Genomic DNA, 26,101 nt, shown 5'->3' with positions numbered 1-26,101 from the left:
GCCAGAGACACACAGCTTTTCCGTCCAGAGTACTGCTTTATGTCTCCTTATTCGCAAAAATAAGGACTGACTGTAAAAGCAGATTGCTCTGAAACTCTCCTTAAGCATCTATAGTATTTGAGGAATTTAAAAATTTATACATGACCAATGCCCAATTTATCTTTTATCATAGAGAAACGTTGATAATGATGCTGTCAAGAATATTTCCTTCTACAGCCCGCCGTTAATATGAATAACTTCACCCTGAATATAACTGGATTCTTCACTAAGTAAATAGCTGATTACATTCGCAACCTCTTCAGGACGACCGGCCCGATTCTCCGGAATTTCATTAATAAAAGCATCTGCTTCTTCAACAGATAAATTGCGATTCATTTTCGTATCAATAAAACCGGGGCTTACTGCATTCACCCGGATATTGGATAATGCTACTTCTTTTGCCAAAGCCTTTACAAATATATTTTGGGCTCCTTTTACACTGGAGTAGGCAACTTCATTACTTGCCCCATAATCGCCCCAAATACTTGTAATAAATAAAATATTCCCTTTTCTTTGACGGATCATAGCTGGAAGAAAATGATGGGTAATCAGCCATGGCGACTTGACGTGAACCTGTAATAAGTCATCCATCTCTTCAGCTTTCATATCCTGAAACAGACCATAATGCGCATGACCGCCAGCGAAAATAATTCCATCTACGGAAATAGAAACGTCCTCGATAAAATCAGCTACCTCTGCTTCATCTGCTAAATCAGCCTGATAAGCAGCTAAGATCGCGTTTCGCTCATCAGCCTGTATTAATTCTTTAACAGGTGCCAGATTAGAATGATAATGAAGGATAAGCTGATACCCGGTGTCCAGCAATTTTTTTGCGATAGCTGAACCGATATCACCGCTTGCACCAATTAAAAGGATATTCCCTTTCATTTATCCACCGTTTGATTTTGAATCGTACATGTTGCCAGACGTTCTTCTTCTATCCATGAGTTTAAAAACGCATTTACATCCTGAACAGTCAGTTTTTGAATAAATGGTACGATATCAAATAAATTTACCTTTTTAAAGGATAAAGTGGCAAATTGATTTGCAATAAATTCCAAAGAATTCATCGCACGGAGCAATTGCCCCATCTTTTTCTTTTTCATCCGTTCAAAATCTGCTTCACTAATTTCAAGATCTTTGGTTGATAAAAGCAGCTCCTGCACCCTTGAGGAGAAAGTTTCTGGATTATTGGTATTGGAACCAATGGAAACATATCCAAAGGAAGTTTGCAGGTTACTTTCAAAAAAGAAGCTGTTATCAATTAAATCTTCGTCATATAATTTTTGGTAAAACTCACCGCCGGTTGAAAAGAAATGATCCAGCACCATATCAACGAATAGATCACGTTTCAGGTATTCTTCGCCTTCAAGCCGCTTATTCGGCTCTTTAATACCTACTGCACACTTCGGAATAGATACCGGCATATTAATCTTTAAATTCTTTTCTTTTACAGTATCCGGCTCTTCAGGGAACTGCCGCTTAATATCATCCAGCTTATCAAATGATTTTTTCTGCTGGTTTTCTTTAATTAAATTCATCATTTCCTGAGCATCAAAGTTGCCCGTTACAAATAAGATCATATTTTCCGGATGATAGAAAGTATGGTAGCAGGTATACAAATCATCCTTTGTTATGGTGTAAATGGAATCTACAGTGCCTGCAATATCAATATTAACAGGATGATTATGGAACAACGCTTTATTCGTCCCCATAAACAGACGCCAATCCGGCTGATCATCATACATATTAATTTCCTGGGCGATGATGCCTTTTTCCTTCTCTACAGATTGCTCAGAGAAATAGGGATCCTGCACAAAATCAACCAATGTTAATACGTTTTTCTCGATATTACTCGTCGCCGAAAATAAATAAGCTGTTTCTGTAAAGGAAGTAAAGGCGTTTGGAGAAGCTGCCTGCTTGGTAAAATCCGTAAATACATCACGATCTTCTTTCTCAAAAAGCTTATGCTCCAAGAAATGGGCAATTCCATCCGGCACAGTGATCGCCTCTGTTTGACCAATAGGTACAAAGCTCTGATCAATCGAACCGTAATTTGTCATGAAAACACCATATGTTTTCGCCAGCTCCGGTTTGGGCAGCAGACAAACCCGCAATCCGTTATCCAGTTTTTCTTCATATAAAGTTTCATCAATTGTATCAAAATACTGCTTATTCATCGGCCTCTCCCCCTTCACTTGTTAATAAGTACACCATGTTTTCCTGCACTTGATTCGCTACTTCAATAACCTGCTCTTTGGTTACCTGCTGAATACCTTCAAACAGCTCATCAATTGTCATCTCTTTTTGTCCGACTACTTGCTGATACATAAATTCAATCATACCCTGTGTATGGTCTAAGGTTTCTTTTAATTGATTGATAATAAGAAGCTTTGTTTCTTCCAGTTCTTCTTCCGTAAAATCGCCATTTTTCATAGCTTCCATCTGTTCACGGATAATTGCGAGCGCCTTATCATAATCCTCTGGAGCAATCCCGCTCATCACAAATAATAAGCCTTTATGACTCTCCATCCGGGAGACAGCATAATAAGCCAGGCTGTTCTTTTCTCTTACATTTATAAACAATTTGGAGCTTGGAAAACCGCCAAACATCCCATTAAAAACCTGCAATGCCGGATATTTTTCATCCCGGTAAAGAATATTGGTCCGATAGCCGATATTCAGCTTCGCCTGCTGCACCTGATCTTCTTCGATCAGTTCTTTCGATGGGACTGATTGTACTGGTGCATCATCCTTAACAGAAGCTTCTTTTTTCTTTGATGACCGTTTAAATTGGCGAGTTAATAAATCCAGCATCTGTTTTGCATCAAAATCCCCGCTTACATAAACGTCCATTTCATCTTCCTGACGAAGATTTTGATAATACGTAAGCAGCTCCTGATTTGAAAGCTCTGATAAATCCTCTTCATAGCCTTGCGCATGAATACTGTAGCGTTCGCCTGAACACATTTCGTCCATTAGCCGCATGTTAGCATAGCTGGCCTTATCATCCTTGATAGAAAGTATATTTTGGCGAAGAGTTTCTTTTTCCCGGTTGAATACCCGCTTAAGAAATCCGTTCTCTTCCTGATTTGGTTTATAAACAATTTCATACAGCAGTTCTATCGCCCGTTCCATTAACGAATTGGTTTCAGGCAGAAATTTTTCATTTGGTACTTCCAAATAAAACGTCAAAATATGACTTTCTCCTTTTTTTGATCCGCCGATAGACAGCACTGCTCCATACAGTTCTGCTAATTCTTCCTGAAGTTCTTTACGTGTGGGGAAGGAAGCTGTTCCCTGTTTTAACACATAAGGAAGCAGAGCCCGTTTTGTAACGGTTTCTCTCTCCAGCGGTGCACGGAATTTTACTGCAAAGGTTAATGTTTTATGTTTTTTATTCGGAAGCATGTGAAATTGAATATTATTTTCATTCTGTCTGATTTCCTTAACACTCATATTTATCCTCCATTCTAAACTAGCCAGTATTTATTTTACGCGTTTCTCTCCTTTATCATCCATCATATTAAAAGAAAACAGGTATTATATGAGAAAATTCTTTTTCAAAAGTATATAAAACCGGCATATCTTCTAATAAACTTTAAAGAACTGCTTTCCTTTTGATTATAAAAATAGTCTCAGGCAGCTGAAAAACTCCCGGAAAATTAAAGCCGTTGACGCACAACTTGAAAGCTGAACATATCTGCCCGGAAATAATTCATAGAGTACAAAACACCTTCATCATTGCTTGTATAGTGCATCTGTTTTAATAGCAGCAGCGGCTGGTCGGGCGTACACTGCAAAATACTATAAATGCGTTCATGATATGTAATTGGCTCAATGTTTGCAATAGCGTAAGCAATTTGTTTTTCCGAAGCTGCTTCAATCGTACTGAAAATGGAAGCCATCTCCCGCAGTTTTTCAAGAGACAAGTATGATGCAGGTGCTTTATCAATACAAAATACAACTGGCACACCATCTGCTGTACGAATCCTCTCAATAGCCGTTACATATTCTAAATCCGGGATGCTGAAATCACGCTTTTCCTGCTCGGTAGCGTCTAAAATATCGGTACTGATATATTGGGTCCCCGGCTTCTTTCCAGACCGCTTAATCATTTGTGTCACACTGCTGAGTTCTTCAATACCTGCCTGAAACAGCGGCTTTGTATTTACAAATGTGCCGACCCCGTGTCTGCGGGTTACAATATTATCTTCCTCCAGCATTCTTAAAGCTTCTCGTAAAGTTGCCCGTGAAACTCCTAGTTGCTTCGAAAGTTCATATTCAGATGGCAGTTTTTCTTCCTCTTTATATAATCCATCTTCAATGCCTGTTTTTATTTTGTCCATAACCTGCAAATATAAATGCCTGGCATCTTCACGCAAAGTCATTCCTTCACCTCTTCTCTGTCAACTGTTTCATCTATAGTTTTTTGCATCTGTTACTAATCGTACCATTTCTTCTGCTAATTTTGAACTTTAAAAAATCATAATCTGAACAAAAGCTTAGAGTGTCTGTACAGCAACGTATAAACTGGACTGCATCAGCGGAGATAAAGGAATCATGATATGCTGCCGCGGATCAATGATGACTTATCATAGACAGACACAGGAAGCTGAACAGGTATATCTTTAAACCGGATGCGGATTTACTTTAAAATGTCTTCCTTTCTTATTTTTATTGAAAAAAACCCGGTTTATCCAAAACGGATTAAACCGGGTTTTTCTAAGAAGTAGTGGAATGCTCCTCTGTCTGATTTGGTATCAGCACAGTACGAGGTTTACTCCCTTCATACGGTCCCACAATACCACGGGCTTCCATTGCATCTATTAAGCGGGCTGCTCTTGTGTAACCGATGCGGAAACGCCGCTGAAGCATAGAAACACTCGCACTTTGCATTTCAGTAATCATCTGAACAGCATCGTCATAAAGCTCATCATCCACTTCTTCCATTACTTCATTCGTTTCTTCTGGAATCATTTCTTCCTGATAGCTTGCCTGCTGCTGCTCGATACAGTGATCCACGATACGCTCTACCTCTTCATCAGATAAAAATGCGCCCTGAACACGTGTCGGCTTCGAGCTGCCGGACGGGAGATATAACATATCCCCCCGCCCAAGTAATTTCTCTGCACCCCCGGAATCCAGGATGGTACGCGAATCTGTTGTAGATGATACACTGAAGGCAATTCTTGATGGTATATTCGCTTTAATGACCCCGGTGATAACATCTACAGATGGACGCTGCGTTGCTATGATTATATGGATACCTGCTGCACGCGCCATTTGTGCAAGCCGGGTAATTGCATCCTCTACATCATTCGAAGCAACCATCATTAAATCTGCCAGCTCATCCACAAGAACAACAATATACGGCAAATAAGGCTGCTGCTCTTCCGCAGCTGCGTCTGCATTTTGTTTTCGGACGTAGGCATTGTAACCTTCCATATTTCTTGTACCGCTATCAGAGAACAGATCATATCTCCGTTCCATCTCTGCAACAATCTTTTTCAATGCTCTGGAAGCTTTTTTAGGATCTGTTACAACTGGTGTTAATAAATGTGGAATTCCGTTATACACATTTAGTTCTACTTTTTTAGGGTCAATCATCATCATTTTCACTTCATGCGGTTTGGCACGCATTAAAATGCTGGTAATAATACCGTTCACGCAGACACTTTTCCCGCTTCCTGTCGCACCGGCAATCAGTAAGTGAGGCATTTTATTTAACTCACCGGCAATTGCTTCTCCGGAAATATCTCTTCCTAAAGCAAACGTCAGTTTATTTGTCTTAGACGATTGTTTATCTAAAACCTCCCGGAGTGAAACCATGGATACTTCCTTATTAGGGACTTCAATACCAACTGCTGATTTTCCTGGTATCGGCGCTTCGATACGTATATCCTTGGCAGCAAGTGCTAACGCAATATCATCATGAAGACCGACTATTTTACTTACCTTCACACCAGACTCCGGATACACTTCATATTTCGTTACTGCCGGACCGACATGCACTTTCGCTATTTTAGCCTTTACGCCGAAGCTTTGAAAAGTACGGTCCAGCTTACGGACAGTTGCCTGAATATGCGATTTTTCCTGTTGCTGTGAATTGTGAGCCGGGTTTGCTAATAAATCCATCGAAGGCAGCTTATAATCATGATTTTCTGTTGCTGTCATCGGCATTGTTTCATGAAGCTCTTCCTCACTGCCTGTATTTTCCTGCTGCTTGGAATTCTCTGTTTTGGCAGTTTCGGTTTCTGCTTGCGGCTGTTCCTGATACGCAATGTCTGTAAAGTCATTAATAAGAAGCTCTTCCGTATTATCCTCAGCCTCTTCCTCTGCCCGTTTATTCTTCTCTTTTCGTTTTATAGAAACAGAATCTTTGATTTCTTTCTGCTCCTCTTTCCGTTCAGCTCTTTTCTCTCTCGACCGCTCCAGACGTTCAGCCAGATAGGAGAAAGTGGATTTAAAGCCGGCACCTACCTTTTTGACAAATTCGCCAATAGACAGATTCGTCAAAAAAATAATTCCGATTAGTAAGCAGAAAAACACAACTATCCGTGAACCTGCAATAGAAAATAAGAAGTAGGAGACAGTGAATAATAGTGCACCAACCATACCGCCGCCTGTCTGTACCAATGTCCCGGTGCCTTCTAAGTATTGAAAGTAAAGCTGCCAGGTCAGGCCAAGAATAGATACATCATTCGCATTAGCCAGCAAGCTTTCCATTACTTGTACATGTGTCAGCAATAAGATACCGGTCAGAAAAATATAAAATCCTATTAATCTTCTGGATAAAAAATCAGGTGCCTGACGTTTGATAATGAGATAGAAACCAATAATAAATAATGCAACAGGAAGAATAAAATGCCAAATACCCAGGAAAAATTGAAATATATTTCCCAGCCAGTCAGGTATTGCGCCGCCGCTTAGCATAGCTGCCCCGCTTCCAAAGATAGCAATAAATATTAATAATAATCCAATGAGCTCTTTTTGCAGTCCTTTAAACTGTTTGGTTGTCGTTTTTTTTCTTTTTTTTCTCTTTTTGGCAGCCATTTTCTCACCCCCGTATGTAAAACAAATTAAAAGAATTACACAAGTTGAATTAAGGATTTATATTCCTTTATGTATATTTTAAACACTGTTCATTACTATTAAAAAAGAGATAGATTCAATCATTCAACCTGTATAATGATAGATTTTAAACAAGGAAACTGGAATCAGTTCTCTTTATGCTGACAGAGAAGCTTCATTGGGAAAATAAAATGTTATGTCCTTATTCCCAAGCTTCTCCTTAAAGAGACTTGTGTTCCAGTTGTCATGTCACCCAATATTGTTTCATAATCTTATCTTTTACCGTTTCTTTATTATAGCATAGATTACCATCAGCTGATAATTCTTCCTGGTAAAAAATCCGGATTCAGATAATCATTCGGATTACTTGAAATAAGCTGATTAATTTGGTAATTTCCATCATTATTTTTAGATACAAAAACCGTTCGTCCTTGCCATTCAATTGCTTGTATTCCATTACCTGCTTCCTGTTCTTCCGGAAAAATTTCCTGATAGGATAATGGTGTATAGAGTATCATCAGGCAGTCCCTTCCTCTTCTAGATTTGGTTTTGAACTTTGAATCATGTGATTTAATTTCTTTATTGCCTCTTTGACTCCGCCGACTTCATCAATGATGCCATACTCCACGGCTTCCCTGCCAACAACGTTTGTCCCGATATCCCGGGTAAGATTCCCCTTTGCAAACATCAATTCCTTTAATTGTTCAGAATCAATATTAGAATGATCAACAATAAACTGAATAACACGTTCCTGCATTTTATCTAGATATTCAAATGTTTGTGGAACGCCAATTACCAGTCCAGTTAATCTGACAGGGTGTATCGTCATTGTTGCTGTCGGTACAATAAAGGAATAATCTGTAGCCACTGCAATCGGTGCACCAATGGAATGTCCTCCCCCGAGCACAATAGAGGTAGTCGGCTTGGACATCGATGCAATCATTTCCGCAAGTGCCAGTCCTGCTTCGACATCACCGCCAACCGTATTTAATAAAATAATTAACCCTTCAATTTTAGGGTTTTGTTCTACAGCAATCAGCTGCGGCAGTAAATGTTCATATTTGGTTGTTTTATTTTGCGGCGGCAGCTGGAGATGTCCCTCTACCTGCCCAATAATTGATAGAACATGAATATTCGAATCAGGAGCCTGCGGCACGTTTGCCTGCCCGAGCTGCTGAATTTTTTCTACAAGAGAGGATGCATTATTCGATCCATTCTCCTCTTCTTCTTGATTTTCATTATCATCCGTATCCATACGCATATTAAAACTCCTTCCAGCTATTTTTATGATTAGTATAAACAATCGGTTAAAAATAATACGAAAGAAGAGATATGGTATCTGTTTTACTATTTTGGACAGTAAAAAAGACATGAGGCAGAATATAGCTGCTTCATGTCTTTTTGGTTTTTTAAAGACCAAGTGATTTTCTTGCTTTTTTTTAATTTTTTATAATGTTACTTCCTCTGTACTTAATCCAAATACTTCATGCAGGGCATTAACTGCTGTTACTAATTCATGATCCTGTACCAAAACCCAAATCGTGGTATGGCTGTCTGCTGATTGTAGTATCTGTACGCCAGAATCTGTTAATGCCTGCACGATTTTAGAGGCAACTCCCGGTACTCCTGTCATCCCGGCTCCAACTGCTGAAACCTTTGCACAGTTTTCCGTAATCTCCGGTTGAAAACCGAGCACCTCTAAAATTTCAATTGCTTTTGCAGTAAGCTCTGCCGGCACAGTATAGGCAACACCTGTCGGCGAGATATTAATAAAATCAACAGAGATACCCGCTTCTGCCATTGCTTTAAATACTTCTGACTGAACACGGTAAGCTGATTCCTTCGTCTGCACTTTAATCTGTGTAACATTCGCAATATGTGCAATCCCTGTTATCATCCGTTCTGAAATATCTGCTCCTGCTTCTTCAATCCGGGAAGAAGTAACGAGCGTCCCCAACCGTTCTGAATAAGTGGAGCGGATACGCATCGGTATTTTCCCCTGCATAGCTATTTCGACAGCACGCGGATGTATGACTTTCGCGCCTTGATAAGCAAGATTACAGATTTCTGTATATGTCACTACATCCAGCGGACGTGCATTCTTTACGACACGCGGATCTGCTGTCATAATTCCTTCTACATCTGTAAAAATTTCAATACGCTCTGCTTCTAAAGCAACACCTAAGGCAGCTGCTGAAGTATCACTTCCGCCACGGCCGATAGTTGTTATTTCTCCAGACTCACTTTGACCCTGGAACCCTGCCACAACAACAACGTCATGCGTTTCTAATTCATGTAAAATACGTACAGGATTTACCTCTTTTATTTTTGCCCGGTTAAAATCTTCACTCGTCACAAAACCAGCTTGTGCGCCAGTCAAAGCTGTTGCAGAAACATGATTTTTTTGCAACTCATTAGATAGGACAACAGATGAGATAATTTCACCGCATGACATAAGTAAATCGAGCTCGCGGTTAGAATTTTTATTTGCAGGAAAGTCTATTAAGCTTAGTAAACTGTCCGTTGCATATGGATCTGGTTTTCTTCCTAAAGCAGAAACAACAACAACTAATTTATATTCTTGAACAAGTGCATCCTTAATATGACGGATAACATGTTCCCTATTTGTTTCTGATTGTACAGAGGTTCCTCCGAATTTTTGTACTAATACTTGCAATATGAACACCTCAACACTATCCAAGAAGTTAAATTCTGGATGTCTAATAGATTGATTACATCGTCATTTTAAAATTGACTTCATTCATGACTGGAAATAATTATTTTTTTAACCAGCCGCGTTCTGTTAATACTTGCGCGATTTGTACCGTATTCCAGGCCGCGCCCTTCAATAAGTTATCCGATACAACCCATAAATGGAAGCCTTTTGGATTATCTAAATCTTTACGTACGCGTCCGACAAAAACTTCTTCTTTATCTTGTGCGGATTGCGGCGTTGGATACTCCTGAGCCTGGGGGTTATCCTGAAGAATAACCCCGTCAGCCGCTTCCAGCGTCTTCCAGATATCTTTTACATCCAGGTCTTCCTGATCTAATTCAATATAGACACTCTCTGCATGGGAGGTAGCAAAAGGAAGACGCACACAGGTTGCAGCTACATGTAAGGCTTCATCGTGCATTATTTTTTTCGTTTCATTAATCATTTTCATCTCTTCAAAGGTAAAGCCATTGTCTTCAAACACATCAATTTGCGGTAATGCATTAAAAGCAATCGGAAAATGCTTTTTATCACCTTTGACAGGTAAAATCTCGGCGTTTAATTCTTTACCTTCTAAATAATCCCTTGATTGTTCATACAATTCTTCCACCGCTGCATTTCCGGCACCAGATACTGCCTGGTAGGTAGAAACAATAATTTTATTAATGCCATAAGCATCTTTAATCGGTTTTAATGCCGCGACCATCTGAATAGTAGAACAGTTCGGATTTGCGATAATACCTTGATGCTCTGCAATATCCTCTGGATTTACTTCCGGCACAACAAGCGGAACATCCTTATCCATACGGAAAGCACTTGTATTATCAACAACCACTGCTCCCCTTTTAACCGCCTCGGGAGCCAGCTTTTTAGAAATAGACCCGCCTGCGGAAAAGAGCGCAATATCTACGCCTTCAAAGGATGCGGCTGAAGCCTCTTCAACAATGATTGTTTCTCCGCGAAAAGTTTCTTCTTTTCCAGCTGAACGTGCAGATGATAATAATTTTAATTCATTTATCGGAAACTCTTTATCTTCTAATATTTTTTTGATTTTCTGACCTACTGCTCCTGTAGCACCTACGATGGCTACATTGTATGTTTGCTGCTCTGGCATTCTTAATAACTCCCTCCACTTAATTAAATGTCAACTAAACTTCATTTTAACACATTTTTTGTGGAATAAGGTACAATAATCGGCTGAATTTGTTTTCCATTTAACGCAGCCTCTACAGCTGGAATTAATTGACTTAAATCTGCTGAGAGAGAGGAGGGTTTTTGATAAGGGTTATCCTGCCCGAATGGTACAAAAAACATATGCTTTGCATTAAGCAATACAGCTAAATTTTTTGCATTTAATCCGAGTGCATCATTGGTCGTTAGAGCCAATACCACCGGACTTTCATTACGGAGAGTAGACTTGGCAGCCATCAGGACCGGATTATCTGTATGAGCATTGGCCAGCTTACTCATTGAATTTCCCGTCAAGGGAGCGATAACCATGACATCAAGCGGTTTATCCGGACCATAAGGCTCTGCTCCAGGAATAGTGGTAATAGCCGGTTGACCGGTTATTTTCTCAAGCGTTTCTACATTATCTTTGGCCTTACCATGCTTGGTATCTGTATATTGAACCGTTTCAGTTATAAACGGAATGATTTCTGCACCCTGATTAATGAATTCCTTCATAATCGGAAAAATATGCTCGATAGTATGGTGGGAGCCAGTTAGACCAAAACCAATCCGTTTACCAGTGAATGTCATTCTAATTCACGCTCCTCCTCGAGAATTTGTTCCATTACATTAGCAAGTATTTTCCCGGCGGTTCTTGGTGCTACAATCCCCGGCAAACTGCGTGCAAGCATGGCGTTAATACCGCGTTTTTTCGCAAAATCAAAATCCGTCCCGCCCGGCTTCGAGGCAAGATCAATAATTACCGCATTATTGGGCAGATTTCTGATAGCCTCTTTGGTAACAACAAGACTCGGAATCGTATTGATTAAAATATCACAGTTCTCCGTCTGATTACTCAATTCATGTAAAGGCACTGCATTTAAACCCATTTCTGTTATGCGCGCTAAATCCCGTATACTTCGGGCACATACCGAAACCTTGGCTCCAAGTGCAGAAAACTTATTGGCTACCGTATTACCTACTCTCCCAAATCCCACAACCATCACCCGCGAAGAATGAACTGTCTGATCTGTATGCTCAAAAGCCATCATAATGGCCCCTTCAGCAGTCGGAATGGAATTATAAATGGCAACATCATCACGATCAAGCAAAGGTATCAGCTTAATACCTGCTTCTTCTGTCAAATTGGTTAAGTAATCATTCGTAATCCCGGTAAAAACGACACATTCAGGATTTAATTTTTGAAACCATGCTCCATCCAAATTTATTTTTTTATCTGTAAAAACTGTTTCGACATTCCCGCTTGAATCCATCCCTGTAATTGGTAAAACAACTACATCCAGTGTGCTCTGATCCAATTCATCTAATGCTAATTCATTTAAACCTGTAAAGCCTTGTTCCAATTTATCAAAACCGCAAAGTATCACTTCATTATCATGATTACTTTTTAAGATTTTTATTAACTCTAAATATCTTGCATCTCCACCTATCACTGCAATCCGTCGACTCATTTTACGTATTACCTCCAGACAACTTTTAACGTATTCATGATTCGATATAGCTTATGTTTTTTTAAGTGAGGGGTGAACAAATAAGCCCTAAAAATACAGTCTAACTTTTAGAAAATGCTGCTTTCATTACGGAAGTACCAAAAAGTATATTTTTCTTACTAAAAAGCCTATCTACGCTGATGCACAGGCCTTTAGATGAATAAGTCAGCTTTTCTCCTTATGTAAGCGCCTTCCCTTGTCAATTCATGACCCAATAGAATGGTATAAAAAAGCTTGTTTATCCAGAAAGAAAAGGATGTGTCTGGTCACCTTTTCCATCGAAATAAACAAGCTTTAAACAAATAACTTCTATTCTATCGTTCCTCATCAGGCAGTTTGGTATCAATCATTATCATATCCTCACCAATTTTCCGGATAGACTGCCAATGAATTTTTGTCTCTTCTCCCTCTTTTACAAGGCCAAACCATTTATAGCTCGGGATAATAAACGACTCTATCTGACCGGTTTTAGGATTAATTTCTAAATCGGTTTGTCCAAGCATGCCAAGCCTTTTTCCTTCATTCACATTAATAATTTCCTTATCTCCCATATCTCGAAAGCGCACCATAAAAAAACTCCTTTTTTGTTTTTCTTAGGGCAAACATTTATAGCTGCAAGATAATGAAGTCTCGTTTATACACTCTATGTCCCAAAATAAGAAAACATGCTTTTATTTACGGTAGTCTTCCGGTGCAACCAGTGCACGGGACGGGTTTTGCAGCAGCACATTTTGAATGACACTTGTTACCTGCTGATCGGTAATGCCGTCAATTTCTAAAATTAAATCGTCTAAAGAACGGTGTTTCTGCAATAACAGCTCATTACGGCCATTCCGGGACATACGGCTATTGGTGCTTTCTAAGCCTAACATCAGATTTCCCTTAATCTGTTCTTTGCTATTCCTTAATTCTTTTTCTGTTAGCCCTTGTTTTACAAAATGGTGAAGCGTAGCATAAATAACCTCTTCCAGCTGCTCAAGCTGCTCTTTGCCTGTACCGGCGTAGATTGTAAGTAATCCATCATCTATAAAAGCGGCATGATAAGAAAAGACAGAATAGGCAAGACCTTTTTTCTCACGCACCTCTTGGAATAATCGGGAGCTCATGCTTCCTCCCAGCACATTATTCATAATAGATAATGGATACAAGTGCTTGTCTCCTACTTCATAGCCATTATAGCCAAGACATAAATGCGCCTGTTCTGTATCCTTGCTCCGATAAATTGCTTCGTGTAAGAATACCGGCTTTGTTATTTTATCCTCTTTTGCTTTTCTTGTAAGTGCTCCAAAGTAGGAATCAATCTCCTTGATAAATGAACTGCTTACATTACCAGCTACAGAAACAACAATACGGTCAGGGGTATAATTATCCTCTATATACTGCTGTAGTTGTTTTTGATTAAAAGATGCCAGCTGCTTTTCTGTGCCTAAAATCGGAAATCCGAGCGGGTGTTTGCCATATGCAGCTTCTGCCAGCAGGTCGTGCACAATATCATCAGGCGTATCCTCGCACATTTTAATTTCTTCATAAACAACTTTCTTTTCTCTTTCCATTTCCTCTTCGTCAAATGTTGACTCAAAGAACATATCCGCTAATACTTCCAAGGCAAATTCTTTATGTGTATCTAACACTTTCGCATAAAAACATGTATATTCTTTAGAGGTGAAGGCATTAATTTGACCACCAATAGAATCAAATGCTTCTGCGATATCCTGAGCACTTCTTGTTTTTGTCCCTTTGAAAAACATGTGCTCTAAGAAGTGTGAAATTCCATTATTGCCTATTGTTTCGTTTCTGGATCCAGTTTTAACCCATATACCTATCGTCACTGAACGTACAGCCGGCATGGATTCCAGTACAATACGGACACCATTGCTGCTTGTATATTTTTCTATCAAATGTATATCCTCCTATATTTCTTAGCTTAACGCGATTCACTTAATAATGATTCTACTGTTCCTATTTTATAACCTTTTTCCTTGATGCCGGTAATCATTTGCTCCAAAGCACCCGTACTTGCTTGTGTCGGATGCATTAAGATCATTGCTCCGGGGTGAACATTATTTTGTATGCGATTTACTACAACGGAAACAGATGGATTCTTCCAATCAATCGTGTCGACCGTCCACAGAATCGTTTCCATCTCCAGTTCAGCAGCTGTTTCCACCGTTTCGTCTTTATAGCTTCCGCTCGGCGGTGCAAACCATTTGGGCTGTTTTCCTGTGATTGTTTTTAAAATTTGATTTGTCTCCTCTATTTGTGTATAGGCATCATTTTTTTCAAGCATTGCCATATCTGGATGATTATAAGCATGATTACCGATTAAATGACCTTCTTCTTCAATCATTTTAACCAGGCTCGCATTATTTTGTGCCCATTTACCTTCAATAAAAAAAGTTGCCTTCACTTGATTATCTTTTAGAATTTGAAGCATTTCCGGAATATATTCTTCTCCCCAGGAAACATTAATTAAAAAAGAAACCATTTTTTTATCCGGATGTCCACGATAAATTGGAGCCGGCGGTAAATCTGTTAACAAGACTTCGGGAGAGGTTTCATTAAAAACAAGCAGATCTTCATCCCATTTATTTGCTTCCTTCATTTTTTGATAGGTTTCTTCCACATTTACTTCTAACCCGTTTCTTCCAGGTGTTTTTTTCCAAACCTTATCAATGTATGCGTTCTGCGGCTTTTGCTGGTATGTCTCTTTCTTTTGTTCAATCTCCTTATACAGATCATCTTCTGTTGAGCTTATCTCTATGGCTGCTGGTTCCATCACTACATAATCTGTTTGAAAAGGATTATATCGTATATCGAATACCGTAAAAATTAAAATTAGAAAAACTAGAACATGTACATACTTAAAATATCGCTTCATATTTAATCCCTCCCCTTAACATTTCTATGCTTGAGAGGGACAAGTATGCCTTTATTTTAAAGATGGATTTATTATTTCAATTTATTTAATGATTCACTTTTTTTACCATAAACCGCTTCATAAAAAAAGAAACTGAACTAAAAAAATCAGCTTCTTTTTTGTACAAAATATATAACCTAAAGTAAATTACTTTCTTTTTATGATTTAGCATTCTCTTTCTTTTCATCTTGCAGAACTGCTTTTCTGGAAAGGTTGATTCTTCCCTGACGATCAATTTCTTTTACTTTCACCATAATTTGATCGCCGATAGATACAGCGTCTTCCACTTTATTCGTACGCTCTTCTGCAAGCTCGGAAATATGAACCAGTCCATCTTTTCCTTTGAACAGTTCCACAAATGCACCAAATTTTTCAATACGTTTTACCGTACCAAGATATAATTGTCCGACTTCCACTTCACGTACAAGATCTTCAATAATTTTCTTGGCTTTTTGGTTCATCTCGTTATCTGTAGAGGAAATAAAGACATTACCATCTTGCTCAATATCAATTTTCACGCCGGTTTCATCAATAATTTGATTGATTTGTTTTCCGCTTGGTCCAATAACGTCACGAATTTTATCCGGATTAATTGTCATTGTTAAGATTTTTGGTGCGTATTCAGATAATTCATCTTTTGGTTCATGAATGGTTTGAAGCATCGAATCAAGGATGTGCATACGGCCTTTTTTCGCTTGTGTAAGTGCTTCTTCTAAAATCGCTCTTGATAAACCATCAATCTTAATATCCATTTGCAGGGCTGTTACACCTTTTTCTGTTCCTGCTACTTTAAAGTCCATATCACCAAGTGCATCTTCCATGCCCTGAATGTCAGACAAAATCGTGTAATCATCTCCGGATTTAACAAGTCCCATTGCAATACCTGCTACTGGCGCTTTAATTGGAACACCTGCATCCATCATTGCCAATGTGCTTGCACAGATACTTGCCTGTGAAGTAGACCCGTTGGATTCAAGAACCTCTGATACAAGACGAATCGTGTAAGGGAACTCTTTTTCATTTGGTACTACTTTTTCAAGAGCACGCTCTCCCAATGCACCATGCCCAATCTCACGACGGCCTGGTCCACGAATCGGGCCTGTTTCTCCTACACTATATTGCGGGAAGTTATAATGATGCATAAATCGTTTGGTTTCTTCCAGATCAAGTCCATCCAAAATCTGCACATCTCCAAGTGCTCCCAATGTACATATACTTAAAGCTTGAGTTTGTCCACGGGTAAATAATCCTGATCCGTGTGTACGTGGAAGAACATGAATACGTGAAGACAGCGGACGGATTTCGTCTACTTTCCGGCCATCTGGACGTACCTTTTCTTTTGTAATCAAGCGGCGTACTTCTTCTTTCACAAGTTTATCTAATACAGATTTAACTTGTTTAATGGTTTCTTCTTCAGCCTCTTCCGCTTCATACTTTTCTACAATCTCTTGCTTAACAGCTTTGATTGCCTCATCACGGGCATGTTTTTCGACAACTTGAATCGCAGTCTTTAACTCGTCTTTCGCCTCTGCTTCAACCTTTGCTGCAAGTTCTTCATCTGTTTCTGAAATAACAACTTCAAATTTTTCTTTGCCACAGGCCTGTACAATCTCTTCCTGGAAAGCAACAAGACGTTTGATTTCTTCATGACCAAACATAATTGCCTCCAGCATCACATCTTCCGGTACTTCATCCGCCCCGGCTTCAACCATGTTAATCGCGTCTTTTGTTCCGGCGACCGTTAAATCAATATCACTTTTTGCTTCTTGTTCAATGGTAGGGTTAATGACTAGCTCGCCATCCACACGACCGACATGAACACCTGCAATCGGCTGTTCAAATGGAATATCAGAAATGCTTAGAGCAATGGATGAACCGATCATTGCTGCTATTTCTGAAGAACAGTCCTGATCCACACTCATTACCGTACTGATTACCTGTACCTCATTACGAAAACCGTCCGGGAATAATGGACGGATCGGGCGGTCAATCAGTCTGGAAGAGAGGATTGCTTTCTCACTGGGACGCCCTTCCCGCTTGATAAAACCTCCAGGGATCTTTCCTACTGCATATAATCTTTCTTCATAGTTAACGGTCAATGGAAAGAACGGCAAGTCTTTTGGTTCTTTGGAGGCTGTTGCTGCAGATAATACAGAGGTATCTCCGTAGTGTATCATACAGGCACCATTTGCTTGTTTTGCCAGCTCTCCTACTTCAACCGTAAATTTCTTTCCTGAAATCTCCGTAGAGAATAGCTTTTTTTCATCTGCCATTAGTTTTGTTACTCCTTTCAAGGCTACAGCTTTTAAAATATATGTAGCATCTCATATAGTACAATTTTTCTTCTATATCATTTTTACAAAAGAATGTCTTTTTATAGCATAAACGATAGCCTGTCAGGAATCAATCGCTACCTTACAAGTACGTGTTCAAAAATAACCAGATTATCATTGGGGGGAATTTTTGAACATTCTCTTATAGAGGATGTTCACGCATTGACATATTTATACCTGTTTCAGACCCTTATCAGCCGTAAAAAACATCCGGCACACGGATTTGCAGCTCAAATGCTTCTTATCTCTTTAAAAAACATAAAAGAAAAAGCAGGATTGCTCCTGCTTTTTACGTTATTAACGACGTAAACCAAGTTTTTTGATTAATTCACGATAACGAGTAACGTCTTTATTACGTAGGTAAGTTAATAGGTTACGGCGTTTACCTACCATTTTCAAAAGACCGCGACGTGAATGGTGGTCTTTTTTGTGTGTACGTAAATGTTCGTTTAATGCAGTGATTTCTGCAGTTAAGACAGCGATTTGAACCTCTGGAGATCCAGTGTCTGTGTCATGAACCTTGTACTCATTAATAATTTCGTTTTTACGTTCTTGTGTAATTGCCATAATGGCACCTCCAAAATAAATTTGTTATCCCCAGTCCCCTAGCATACGTCGGAGTTACGTGATGCCAAGCGATGGTTGTACAACTATAAGAATAGCGTTTTTCAAGAAAAAAATCAAGTATTAGTTTATCTATTTGCTAAATATGCTCTAATTTCTTCTTCATCCTGCTTCATTTTTTCAATCAAAGCTTCCTTCGAGTCAAACTTTATTTCTTCTCTTGTATAAGACAGCCATTCTATCGTTAATTCTTCTCCATATAGATCACCATCAAAGTCAAATAGATATACCTCGACAGACATGTCTTCCAGATCTTCTGTAAATGTCGGATTCGTACCGATATTTGCCATTCCGCCATATATTTTATCCTTGTGACGGACACGGGTCGCATATACCCCCTGTTTAGGCAGCAGGGCATCTTTGGATATAGACAGATTAGCAGTCGGATAACCCAGCTCACGTCCACGACGTGCGCCTTTTACTACCAGTCCAGTTGTAGCAAAGGGCCTTCCCAGCAGCTGCTCTGCCTGTTCCATATTTCCCGACGCCAATTCTGCCCTTATTCTGGTCGAGCTGACCTTTTCTTCATCCAAAGTTACTTTACCTATTGTTTCCCAGGTAAATAAATCTCTTGCATATTCCTGCATATCTGTCATTTTCCCTTGGCCTTTATGACCGAATGAGTAATCAAAGCCCGCTACAAGATGCTTAATATTTAATCCAATAATGAAGTGATCAATAAAGGCTTGGGGACTGAGCTTAGATAATTCCTGATTAAAACGGATAACATATAAACGGTCTACTTGAAGATTTTCTAATATCGCTTGCTTTTCAGAAGATATTGTTATGTACTTAACATGCTGTACACCCTTTCTCAAAACAACCGACGGGTGCGGAAAAAAGGTAATGACAGCACTCTCCATATTGTTTTCCTTTGCTTTGTTTACAGCCTGCTGAATAACCTCCTGATGTCCTTTGTGAATTCCGTCAAAAAAACCGATTGCACTGACGGTTTCCGGTAAGTTCTCCTTATGTAACGTATGCGGATAGGATAATTCCATTGTTTTCATCCTGCTACACCTGCACTTTCCCTCGTTAGAATACTCTTAATGGTTTAATTTGATCAGGTTTATCCGGGTGTTGCCCGTAAATCGCCAGCACTTCTTCATTATTTGTAAATACAAACGGATGATTTGTCCCGGGGGCATCTGAAATAGATAATTTCTGACCATTTTTAATACGCGCCCCCAGCGCATCGTCAACTTCTTGATGCACTAAATGACTTAATCCTTCCGAAAGGGGGCTTAACAGCTTCTCTAATTCATTTTTTGCTGCTGCCTCTTCTATCATAGCAAAAGTAACCGTATTTTTCTTGGAAAAACTACCGGTTTTTGTCCGTTCCAGTTTAAACATATGTGCCGGATATCCCAATTTCTTTCCAATGTCCACGCATAATGTCCGGATATAGGTTCCCTTTGAGCATTCTACAAATATGTCAAAGGAATTTTTTTCTTCATCTACCGCTAAAAGCTGTATATCATGAATAAAAACTTCTCTTATCGGCCTTTCTACTTCTTCATTTGCTCTTGCATATTCATAAAGCTTTTTCCCGTTTACTTTTACAGCGGAATACATTGGAGGAATTTGTGTAATAACACCTTGAAAATTTTCTAAAACAGCTTCTATTTCCGTTTTTCCAGGCATACGTGTAACTTCTTTTTCTGCAATAACTTTTCCTGTTGCATCTTCTGTTTCCGTAGCTGCTCCTAATGCAACCGTCCCAAGGTAGATTTTTTTCGTATCTGTGAGAAACGGAACAATTTTCGTAGCGTTGCCGATACAAATAGGCAGAACACCTTCAACTTCCGGATCCAGTGTCCCCGTGTGCCCTACTTTTTTCGTATTAAAGTAGCGGCGGCATTTTGCTACACAATCAAAAGAAGTCATTCCCTTAGGCTTCCATAACGGCAGGATACCATTCATTATTAATCCCCCTTCCTTTCTTAATCGTATATATTTTGTAACGGAATTCTTTTTCACTCTAAGAAAAACCAAGAAAATCACTTAGTCTTTAAAATACTGATATTCTAGCCAAGGAGATGCCCGCTGCGGGAAGTCGCTTTCCGCGGGCAACGCCTCAGCCTCCTCAGAAGAAGACCACTTCTTGCGGGGTCTTCACCTGTTGCTTTTCCCGCAGGAGTCGACTTCCCTTCGCTCCCATCTAAGAAGAAATATGTTTTAATTACTTTTTCACAAAGAAATAAAGCTAATTTTAGCGACGGTTTTCGATGGGACGAGTAATCGCAAAAGCTCTTCGGTGGGACGAGTAACCGCAGTCCCAGTCCCAGAAGAAATACACGGAGACTCCTGTGGGAATGCGCAAAAACGGAAGGAAGTTCGGTTAAGTTCGCGACGTCCTGTCTCAGGCACCGAACTGACATACGTCCTGTATGCCTCCGCAGGAAAAAAGTGCTCTTCTTTTTTCACCCAAGGGCATAAGTGCGGCTTTAGCTCTGTCTGCGCCTGTCGGCTTGCCAATCGCTAAGTCTTCTTTATCGAGGAGGCTGAGCTCGGGGCCCACGGAAAGCGTAGTGTATTTCTGGGGTTGCGGTTACTCACCCCATGAAAACCATTGCAGCGGCTGACTTCAGCATTTTATATACTTTCTTGTCTTTTAAAAAAACTGATCCTTTGCCAGGAAGCAGAGGGATCAGTTTTTTTAAAATTACTTATTCAGATCTCTTAAGATAGAGTCTATCCGGTTACCTTGCTCTATTGCTTCATCAAATTCAAAGGTAAGCTCAGGTGTTTTGCGCAAACGAATTCGCTTGCCAATTTCTGAACGGATAAATCCTTTTGCTTTTGCAAGTCCCAATAATGTTTCCTGCTTTTTCTTTTCATCACCTAATACAGAAATAAAAATTTTCGCCTGCTGCAGGTCACCAGTTACTTCTACATCGGTAACTGTTACAAAACCGACACGGGGATCTTTAATTTTTCTGGATAAAATATCACCCAGCTCTTTTTTCATTTGCTCTGCAACTCGATGAGCTCTCAATTCTGACATTAATCTCACCTCACATACTTGAATGAAGTTTCCTTCTATAATCGTTCTATATTTGTTATTGTTCTCTCCAGTTCAGAAAAAGAATCTATTGTGTTTAAAACCTGTTGTATTACTTTTTCAGCATGCACATAATCGGTGGAAATGGTAACAATCCCTAATTTGGTCCGTTGCCACATATCATGAAATCCGAGCTCTGTGACAGATACATTAAAAGATTGACGCAGCTTATTGATAATCCGCTTTATGACAGATCGTTTCTCTTTTAATGAATTTCCTTCATACAACATACATTCTACTTCTGCATAGAGAATCATTTTCTTTCGATTTCTTCCATTACATAAGCTTCAATAATGTCGCCCTCTTTAATATCATTGAAGTTTGTTAATGTGATACCACATTCATAGTTTTGCTGTACTTCTTTTACATCATCTTTAAAGCGTCTCAATGCCTGTAATTCCCCTTCATAGAGGACTACTCCATCACGAATCAGGCGAACACTGGAATCCCTGGTGATTTTACCGTCTGTTACGTAGCTTCCGGCAATAGTACCAATACGTGACACTTTAAATGTTTCACGAACCTCCGCTTGACCAATCACTTTTTCTTCATATTCTGGATCAAGCAGGCCTTTCATTGCAGCTTCAATTTCTTCAATCGCACTGTAAATAACACGGTGCAGACGTAAGTCAATTTTTTCAGATTCTGCAGCTCTTTTAGCATTGACGTCTGGACGGACATTGAAGCCGATGACAATCGCATTCGATGCTGAAGCTAAGATAATATCAGATTCAGTAATCGCTCCTACACCTGTATGAATGATTTTAACATTAACGCCTTCTACTTCTATCTTACGCAGAGAAGCAGCTAATGCTTCAACAGATCCTTGTACGTCTGCTTTAACAATAATATTTAATTCTTTCATTTCACCTTGCTTAATTTTTTCAAATAGATCATCTAAGCTTACTGTTGATTGGCCGCCACGATTCTCATCAATTCGTTTTTGTTGACGTGCAATACCAATTTGACGCGCCTTTTTCTCATCAGCAAACGCAAGGAATTGGTCACCTGCCTGAGGTACATCCTGCAGACCGGTGATTTCAACCGGTGCAGATGGTCCAACTTGATTCACACGTTGTCCTATATCATTTACCATTGCCCGAACTTTACCATACGTACTTCCGACAACGAGCGGATCTCCTACATGCAAAGTACCGTTTTGTACAAGCAGTGTTGCAACAGATCCTCTGCCTTTATCTAATTGTGCATCAATCACTGTACCAAAAGCTTTGGCATCCGGATTTGCTTTTAATTCTTCTACCTCTGCAACTAATAAAATCATTTCCAGCAGGTCGTCAATACCTTCTCCTTTAATCGCTGCAAGATTAACAAAGATGGTGCTTCCACCCCAATCTTCAGGGATCAGTTCATGCTCTGTCAGTTCCTGCATCACACGATCCGGATTAGCGCCTTCTTTATCCATTTTATTAACTGCTACAATAATTGGTACTTCAGCAGCTTTTGCATGGTTAATAGCTTCAACCGTCTGCGGCATGACACCGTCATCTGCTGCCACAACTAAAATAGCAATATCTGTTACCTGTGCACCACGGGAACGCATACTAGTAAATGCTGCGTGACCAGGTGTATCCAGGAATGTAATTTTCTTGCCTTCATTTTCAACCTGGTAAGCTCCGATATGCTGTGTAATTCCGCCAGCCTCACCGGCAGTAACCTTAGTATGGCGGATAGCATCTAATAATGTTGTTTTCCCGTGGTCAACATGTCCCATAATCGTAACAACAGCCGGGCGTTCTTGTAATTTATCACTGTCGTCTTCTTCGATATATTTGTCAAGGTCCGTATCTTCTAAAATAATTTCTTTTTCAACCTCAACATTATATTCTTCACAAATTAATTCTACAGCATCATCTTCAAGGTCCTGGTTTTTTGTAGCCATAATACCCATAAACATTAATTTCTTAATGATTTCTGCAGGTTCCTTATGAAGTTTCTCTGCTAAATCCTGTACGGTTAATATACCGTGGTACGTAATTTTACTTGGAGTCTCTTTCACTAATGACTGCTCCTTTTGTGGTTTATGTTGTTTACCTTTGTTAGAGGTTTTTTGTTTTTTATTTTTCGGATTATCTTTTTTAGTATTCCGATTTGCATTTGGTTTATTTCCTGTATTTTTATTGTTTTGCTGTTTATTTGGATTTACTTGACCATTCTTCTTTTTATCCTGTTTTGGCTGCGGATTAAATTTTTCATCCAATTGTTTAATTTCATTATCGGAAATCGTAGACATATGATTGGAAACATCTACATTCTTTTCTTTCAAAAATTGAATGACTTCTTTACTTGCCACATTATTTTTCTTTGCGTATTCATATACACGTATTTTGCTCATACATTCACCCCCGGATTTATTTATCCAACTAGAGTAAGGAGTTTTTTTGCAAAGCCTGAATCTAGTATTGCTATAGCTACACGCTGCTCTTTCCCGATTGCCTGCGATAAGATATCCCGGTTATCAACAAATCGATATGGAATATTGTACGAGGTACATTTATCCGAAAGTTTCTTTTTTGTTTGCGGTCCAATATCTTCTGCCAATAAAACAAGCTTTGCACGACCTTTGCGAATATCCTTTATAATTGTATCTTCTCCTGTTGAGCATTTTCTTGCTCTGACAGCGAGACCAATGATGTTCAAATAATTAGGATTCATGTCAATCTCCCTCTACTAAAGCTTCTAACTCATCGTAGATTGTTGGACTTACTTCTGCGTTCAATATTTTGTTAAGCGCATTGGTTTTCCGAGCCTGTTCAATGACAGACTTATTCTTGGAAAGGTAAGCTCCGCGTCCATTTTTCTTACCAGTTACATCAACGGACACTTCTCCTTCTTTATTCCTCACAATGCGGATCAATTCTTTTTTAGGCTTCATTTCATTTGTAATAACACATTTTCTTTCTGGTATTTTTTTCTTCTTAGCCAAGTGAAATACCTCCTTATTCAAACAAATCTTCACTGTTGTCAGAATAAGTTTCTTCCTCTAACTCTATATCATCCAGTAAACCTTCTGCTCTTGCGTCGGATTCACTTTTAATATCAATTTTCCAGCCTGTAAGTTTTGCAGCCAGACGGGCATTTTGACCTCTTTTACCAATTGCTAATGATAATTGATAATCTGGAACAACCACTGTTGTTGCCTTCTCTTCCTCATCTACAAATACTTTCAATACTTTGGAAGGGCTTAATGCGTTTGATACATAAACAACCGGATCCTCGGACCACTCCACAATATCAATCTTTTCACCTTTTAATTCTGTTACAATCGCTTGAACACGCTGCCCTTTTTGTCCTACGCAAGAACCTACCGGGTCTATTTCCGGATCTGGAGCATGGACAGAAATTTTAGAACGGTCTCCAGCTTCACGTGCAACAGATTTAATTTCCACAATTCCATCATAAATTTCTGGAACTTCCATTTCAAATAATCGTTTTAACAAGCCGGGATGAGAACGTGAAATATAGATTTGCGGTCCTTTACTTGTATTCTCAACCTTTGTCACATAAACTTTCAAACGATCATGGATATGATATTCTTCTGTCGGCATCTGCTCAGCCTCTGCCAGCTTTGCTTCAATTTTCCCAAGGTTAACATAGACGAAACGGGAATCCTTGCGTTGAATAATTCCTGTCATCACATCATCTTCTCTATCAATATATTCAGAGAAGATAACGCCGCGTTCTGCTTCACGTACCCGTTGAGTCACCACTTGTTTGGCAGCCTGTGCAGCAATACGTCCAAAATCCTTTGGTGTTACTTCTACTTCTATTATATCATCTGTTTCATAACTCGGATTGATACTTTTAGCTTCATCAAGAGATATTTCCAGCTGTGTATCCTCTACATTCGGCACGACTGTTTTTCTTGCATAGACAGCCATCTTCCCTGTAGTTTCGTTCAACTCTACCCGGACATTCGATGCAGATTTAAAGTTCTTTTTATAAGCAGAAATAAGCGCTGCCTCCAAAGCCTCCATCAATATATCCTTGTCTATTCCTTTTTCTTTTGCTAAATGATCAATCGCATCAAACAACTGCGTGCTCACTTTTTCTTTTCCCCCTTTTAATTAAAACATAACTGCAAGTCTTGCTTTTGCTACTTTTTCATAAGGTATTTCTACGATTTTTTTTCTTGTTTTAATTTTGTATTCAATAGAAACGGTATCGTTCTCCACATTTTGTAAAATACCTTCATATGTTTTTTCGCCGTCAATCTTTTCATATAGCTTTACAAAAACATTATTTCCAATGTTCTTTTTAAAGTCTTCCAGCGTTTTTAATGGTTTTTCTACTCCTGGGGAAGATACTTCCAGAAAATAAGCTTCTTTAATCGGGTCAGCTTCGTCCAATTTTTCACTTAACTGTTCAGAAACTTCACCACATTCTACAATGTCAATACCGCCTTCTTTATCAATATAAACACGCAGAAACCAGTTTTTCCCTTCTTTTACATACTCCATGTCAACTAATTCTAAATTTTTCTCTTCTAAAATTGGGTTAACTAATTCAGTTGTTATCTCAATTACTTTAGAACTCAAGTGTAAACCTCCTTTAACCATGTCCTCACGCCTTCAATCAATATAAAACCCCTGCCTAAAATACGGGCGGGGGAAGCAGAGAGTCTTGTTTAGGCGA

General features: G+C 39.2%; 26 protein-coding genes. 1 reads left to right on the top strand and 25 read right to left on the bottom strand.

Going from position 1 to position 26,101, the window contains the following annotated elements:
• Window positions 1-210 precede the first annotated feature (210 nt).
• The 15 genes from ymfI to pnp all read right to left on the bottom strand — a co-directional run bounded on the left by ymfI (window position 211) and on the right by pnp (window position 17,700).
• On the bottom strand, window positions 211-927 hold the full coding sequence (gene ymfI, locus BN1068_RS02285) for an elongation factor P 5-aminopentanone reductase (protein WP_077601221.1): 717 nt from the start codon (window positions 925-927) through the stop codon (window positions 211-213).
• Window positions 924-2,219: an EF-P 5-aminopentanol modification-associated protein YfmH gene (gene yfmH, locus BN1068_RS02280; RefSeq protein WP_077601220.1), complete on the bottom strand. Its 1,296-nt coding sequence runs from the start codon at window positions 2,217-2,219 to the stop codon at window positions 924-926. The genes ymfI and yfmH overlap by 4 nt, the downstream gene beginning before the upstream one ends.
• Window positions 2,212-3,498, bottom strand: a complete 1,287-nt coding sequence (gene yfmF, locus BN1068_RS02275) for an EF-P 5-aminopentanol modification-associated protein YfmF (RefSeq protein WP_077601219.1) — start codon at window positions 3,496-3,498, stop codon at window positions 2,212-2,214. Before yfmF ends, yfmH begins: the two co-directional genes overlap by 8 nt.
• 206 nt (window positions 3,499-3,704) lie before the next feature.
• A complete protein-coding gene (locus BN1068_RS02270) occupies window positions 3,705-4,430 on the bottom strand; it encodes a GntR family transcriptional regulator (RefSeq protein ID WP_077601218.1) in 726 nt (241 codons plus the stop codon).
• A 334-nt stretch (window positions 4,431-4,764) separates the two neighbouring features.
• Complete coding sequence (locus BN1068_RS02265; protein ID WP_077601217.1) at window positions 4,765-7,095, bottom strand: FtsK/SpoIIIE family DNA translocase; 2,331 nt, start codon at window positions 7,093-7,095, stop codon at window positions 4,765-4,767.
• Between the two features lie 329 nt (window positions 7,096-7,424).
• Window positions 7,425-7,631, bottom strand: a complete 207-nt coding sequence (locus BN1068_RS02260) for a YlzJ-like family protein (RefSeq protein WP_077601216.1) — start codon at window positions 7,629-7,631, stop codon at window positions 7,425-7,427.
• A complete protein-coding gene (locus BN1068_RS02255) occupies window positions 7,631-8,368 on the bottom strand; it encodes a ClpP family protease (RefSeq protein WP_139344705.1) in 738 nt (245 codons plus the stop codon). The genes BN1068_RS02260 and BN1068_RS02255 overlap by 1 nt, the downstream gene beginning before the upstream one ends.
• A gap of 192 nt (window positions 8,369-8,560) precedes the next feature.
• Window positions 8,561-9,790, bottom strand: coding sequence for an aspartate kinase (dapG, locus tag BN1068_RS02250; protein ID WP_077601214.1), 1,230 nt, complete (start codon window positions 9,788-9,790; stop codon window positions 8,561-8,563).
• 100 nt (window positions 9,791-9,890) lie between these two features.
• Window positions 9,891-10,943 (bottom strand): aspartate-semialdehyde dehydrogenase, encoded by a 1,053-nt coding sequence (asd, locus tag BN1068_RS02245; RefSeq protein ID WP_077601213.1) that lies wholly within the window; start codon window positions 10,941-10,943, stop codon window positions 9,891-9,893.
• A gap of 41 nt (window positions 10,944-10,984) precedes the next feature.
• On the bottom strand, window positions 10,985-11,590 hold the full coding sequence (gene dpaB / locus BN1068_RS02240; protein WP_077601212.1) for a dipicolinate synthase subunit B: 606 nt from the start codon (window positions 11,588-11,590) through the stop codon (window positions 10,985-10,987).
• Window positions 11,587-12,471, bottom strand: coding sequence for a dipicolinic acid synthetase subunit A (gene dpaA, locus BN1068_RS02235; RefSeq protein ID WP_077601211.1), 885 nt, complete (start codon window positions 12,469-12,471; stop codon window positions 11,587-11,589). The genes dpaB and dpaA overlap by 4 nt, the downstream gene beginning before the upstream one ends.
• A gap of 353 nt (window positions 12,472-12,824) precedes the next feature.
• Entirely contained in the window at window positions 12,825-13,079 is a 255-nt protein-coding gene (locus tag BN1068_RS02230; protein ID WP_077601210.1) for a YlmC/YmxH family sporulation protein, read from the bottom strand.
• Between the two features lie 102 nt (window positions 13,080-13,181).
• The gene (locus BN1068_RS02225) at window positions 13,182-14,408 is read right to left on the bottom strand and encodes a M16 family metallopeptidase (RefSeq protein ID WP_077601209.1); all 1,227 of its coding nucleotides are present in this window, start codon (window positions 14,406-14,408) and stop codon (window positions 13,182-13,184) included.
• Between the two features lie 26 nt (window positions 14,409-14,434).
• Window positions 14,435-15,388 carry a polysaccharide deacetylase family protein gene (locus BN1068_RS02220; RefSeq protein WP_077601208.1) on the bottom strand — a complete coding sequence of 318 codons (954 nt, stop codon included), beginning with the start codon at window positions 15,386-15,388 and terminating at the stop codon, window positions 14,435-14,437.
• Window positions 15,389-15,585: 197 nt separating this feature from the next.
• Window positions 15,586-17,700 (bottom strand): polyribonucleotide nucleotidyltransferase, encoded by a 2,115-nt coding sequence (pnp, locus tag BN1068_RS02215; RefSeq protein ID WP_077601207.1) that lies wholly within the window; start codon window positions 17,698-17,700, stop codon window positions 15,586-15,588.
• 222 nt (window positions 17,701-17,922) lie between these two features.
• Here pnp and BN1068_RS23505 point away from each other — a divergent pair, with 222 nt between their 5' ends.
• Complete coding sequence (locus BN1068_RS23505) at window positions 17,923-18,069, top strand: hypothetical protein (protein ID WP_175637039.1); 147 nt, start codon at window positions 17,923-17,925, stop codon at window positions 18,067-18,069.
• Here the strand turns inward: BN1068_RS23505 and rpsO are convergent.
• From rpsO to rimP, 10 genes are all read right to left on the bottom strand, one after another.
• A complete protein-coding gene (gene rpsO / locus BN1068_RS02210) occupies window positions 18,058-18,327 on the bottom strand; it encodes a 30S ribosomal protein S15 (protein WP_040980194.1) in 270 nt (89 codons plus the stop codon). The genes BN1068_RS23505 and rpsO overlap by 12 nt on opposite strands.
• A gap of 125 nt (window positions 18,328-18,452) precedes the next feature.
• Window positions 18,453-19,394 (bottom strand): bifunctional riboflavin kinase/FAD synthetase, encoded by a 942-nt coding sequence (locus BN1068_RS02205; RefSeq protein WP_077601206.1) that lies wholly within the window; start codon window positions 19,392-19,394, stop codon window positions 18,453-18,455.
• 25 nt (window positions 19,395-19,419) lie between these two features.
• Window positions 19,420-20,307: a tRNA pseudouridine(55) synthase TruB gene (truB, locus tag BN1068_RS02200; RefSeq protein ID WP_077601205.1), complete on the bottom strand. Its 888-nt coding sequence runs from the start codon at window positions 20,305-20,307 to the stop codon at window positions 19,420-19,422.
• 742 nt (window positions 20,308-21,049) lie between these two features.
• The gene (rbfA, locus tag BN1068_RS02195) at window positions 21,050-21,391 is read right to left on the bottom strand and encodes a 30S ribosome-binding factor RbfA (RefSeq protein WP_077601204.1); all 342 of its coding nucleotides are present in this window, start codon (window positions 21,389-21,391) and stop codon (window positions 21,050-21,052) included.
• A gap of 35 nt (window positions 21,392-21,426) precedes the next feature.
• Window positions 21,427-21,705 (bottom strand): DUF503 domain-containing protein, encoded by a 279-nt coding sequence (locus tag BN1068_RS02190; protein WP_077601203.1) that lies wholly within the window; start codon window positions 21,703-21,705, stop codon window positions 21,427-21,429.
• Window positions 21,702-23,801 carry a translation initiation factor IF-2 gene (gene infB / locus BN1068_RS02185; protein ID WP_077601202.1) on the bottom strand — a complete coding sequence of 700 codons (2,100 nt, stop codon included), beginning with the start codon at window positions 23,799-23,801 and terminating at the stop codon, window positions 21,702-21,704. The genes BN1068_RS02190 and infB overlap by 4 nt, the downstream gene beginning before the upstream one ends.
• Before the next feature lie 20 nt (window positions 23,802-23,821).
• Window positions 23,822-24,121: a YlxQ family RNA-binding protein gene (locus BN1068_RS02180; protein WP_077601201.1), complete on the bottom strand. Its 300-nt coding sequence runs from the start codon at window positions 24,119-24,121 to the stop codon at window positions 23,822-23,824.
• 1 nt (window position 24,122) lies between these two features.
• Window positions 24,123-24,392 carry an RNase P modulator RnpM gene (gene rnpM, locus BN1068_RS02175; RefSeq protein WP_077601200.1) on the bottom strand — a complete coding sequence of 90 codons (270 nt, stop codon included), beginning with the start codon at window positions 24,390-24,392 and terminating at the stop codon, window positions 24,123-24,125.
• A 13-nt stretch (window positions 24,393-24,405) separates the two neighbouring features.
• Window positions 24,406-25,512 (bottom strand): transcription termination factor NusA, encoded by a 1,107-nt coding sequence (gene nusA, locus BN1068_RS02170; RefSeq protein ID WP_077601199.1) that lies wholly within the window; start codon window positions 25,510-25,512, stop codon window positions 24,406-24,408.
• A 21-nt stretch (window positions 25,513-25,533) separates the two neighbouring features.
• A complete protein-coding gene (gene rimP / locus BN1068_RS02165; protein WP_077601198.1) occupies window positions 25,534-26,004 on the bottom strand; it encodes a ribosome maturation factor RimP in 471 nt (156 codons plus the stop codon).
• Window positions 26,005-26,101 lie beyond the last annotated feature (97 nt).

Origin of the sequence: Oceanobacillus sojae (assembly GCF_900162665.1) — a bacterium.
GTDB lineage: Bacteria > Bacillota > Bacilli > Bacillales > Amphibacillaceae > Oceanobacillus > Oceanobacillus sojae_A.
Note: the sequence above shows the minus strand (reverse complement) of the source record. Positions and strands in the feature narration are given on the sequence as shown.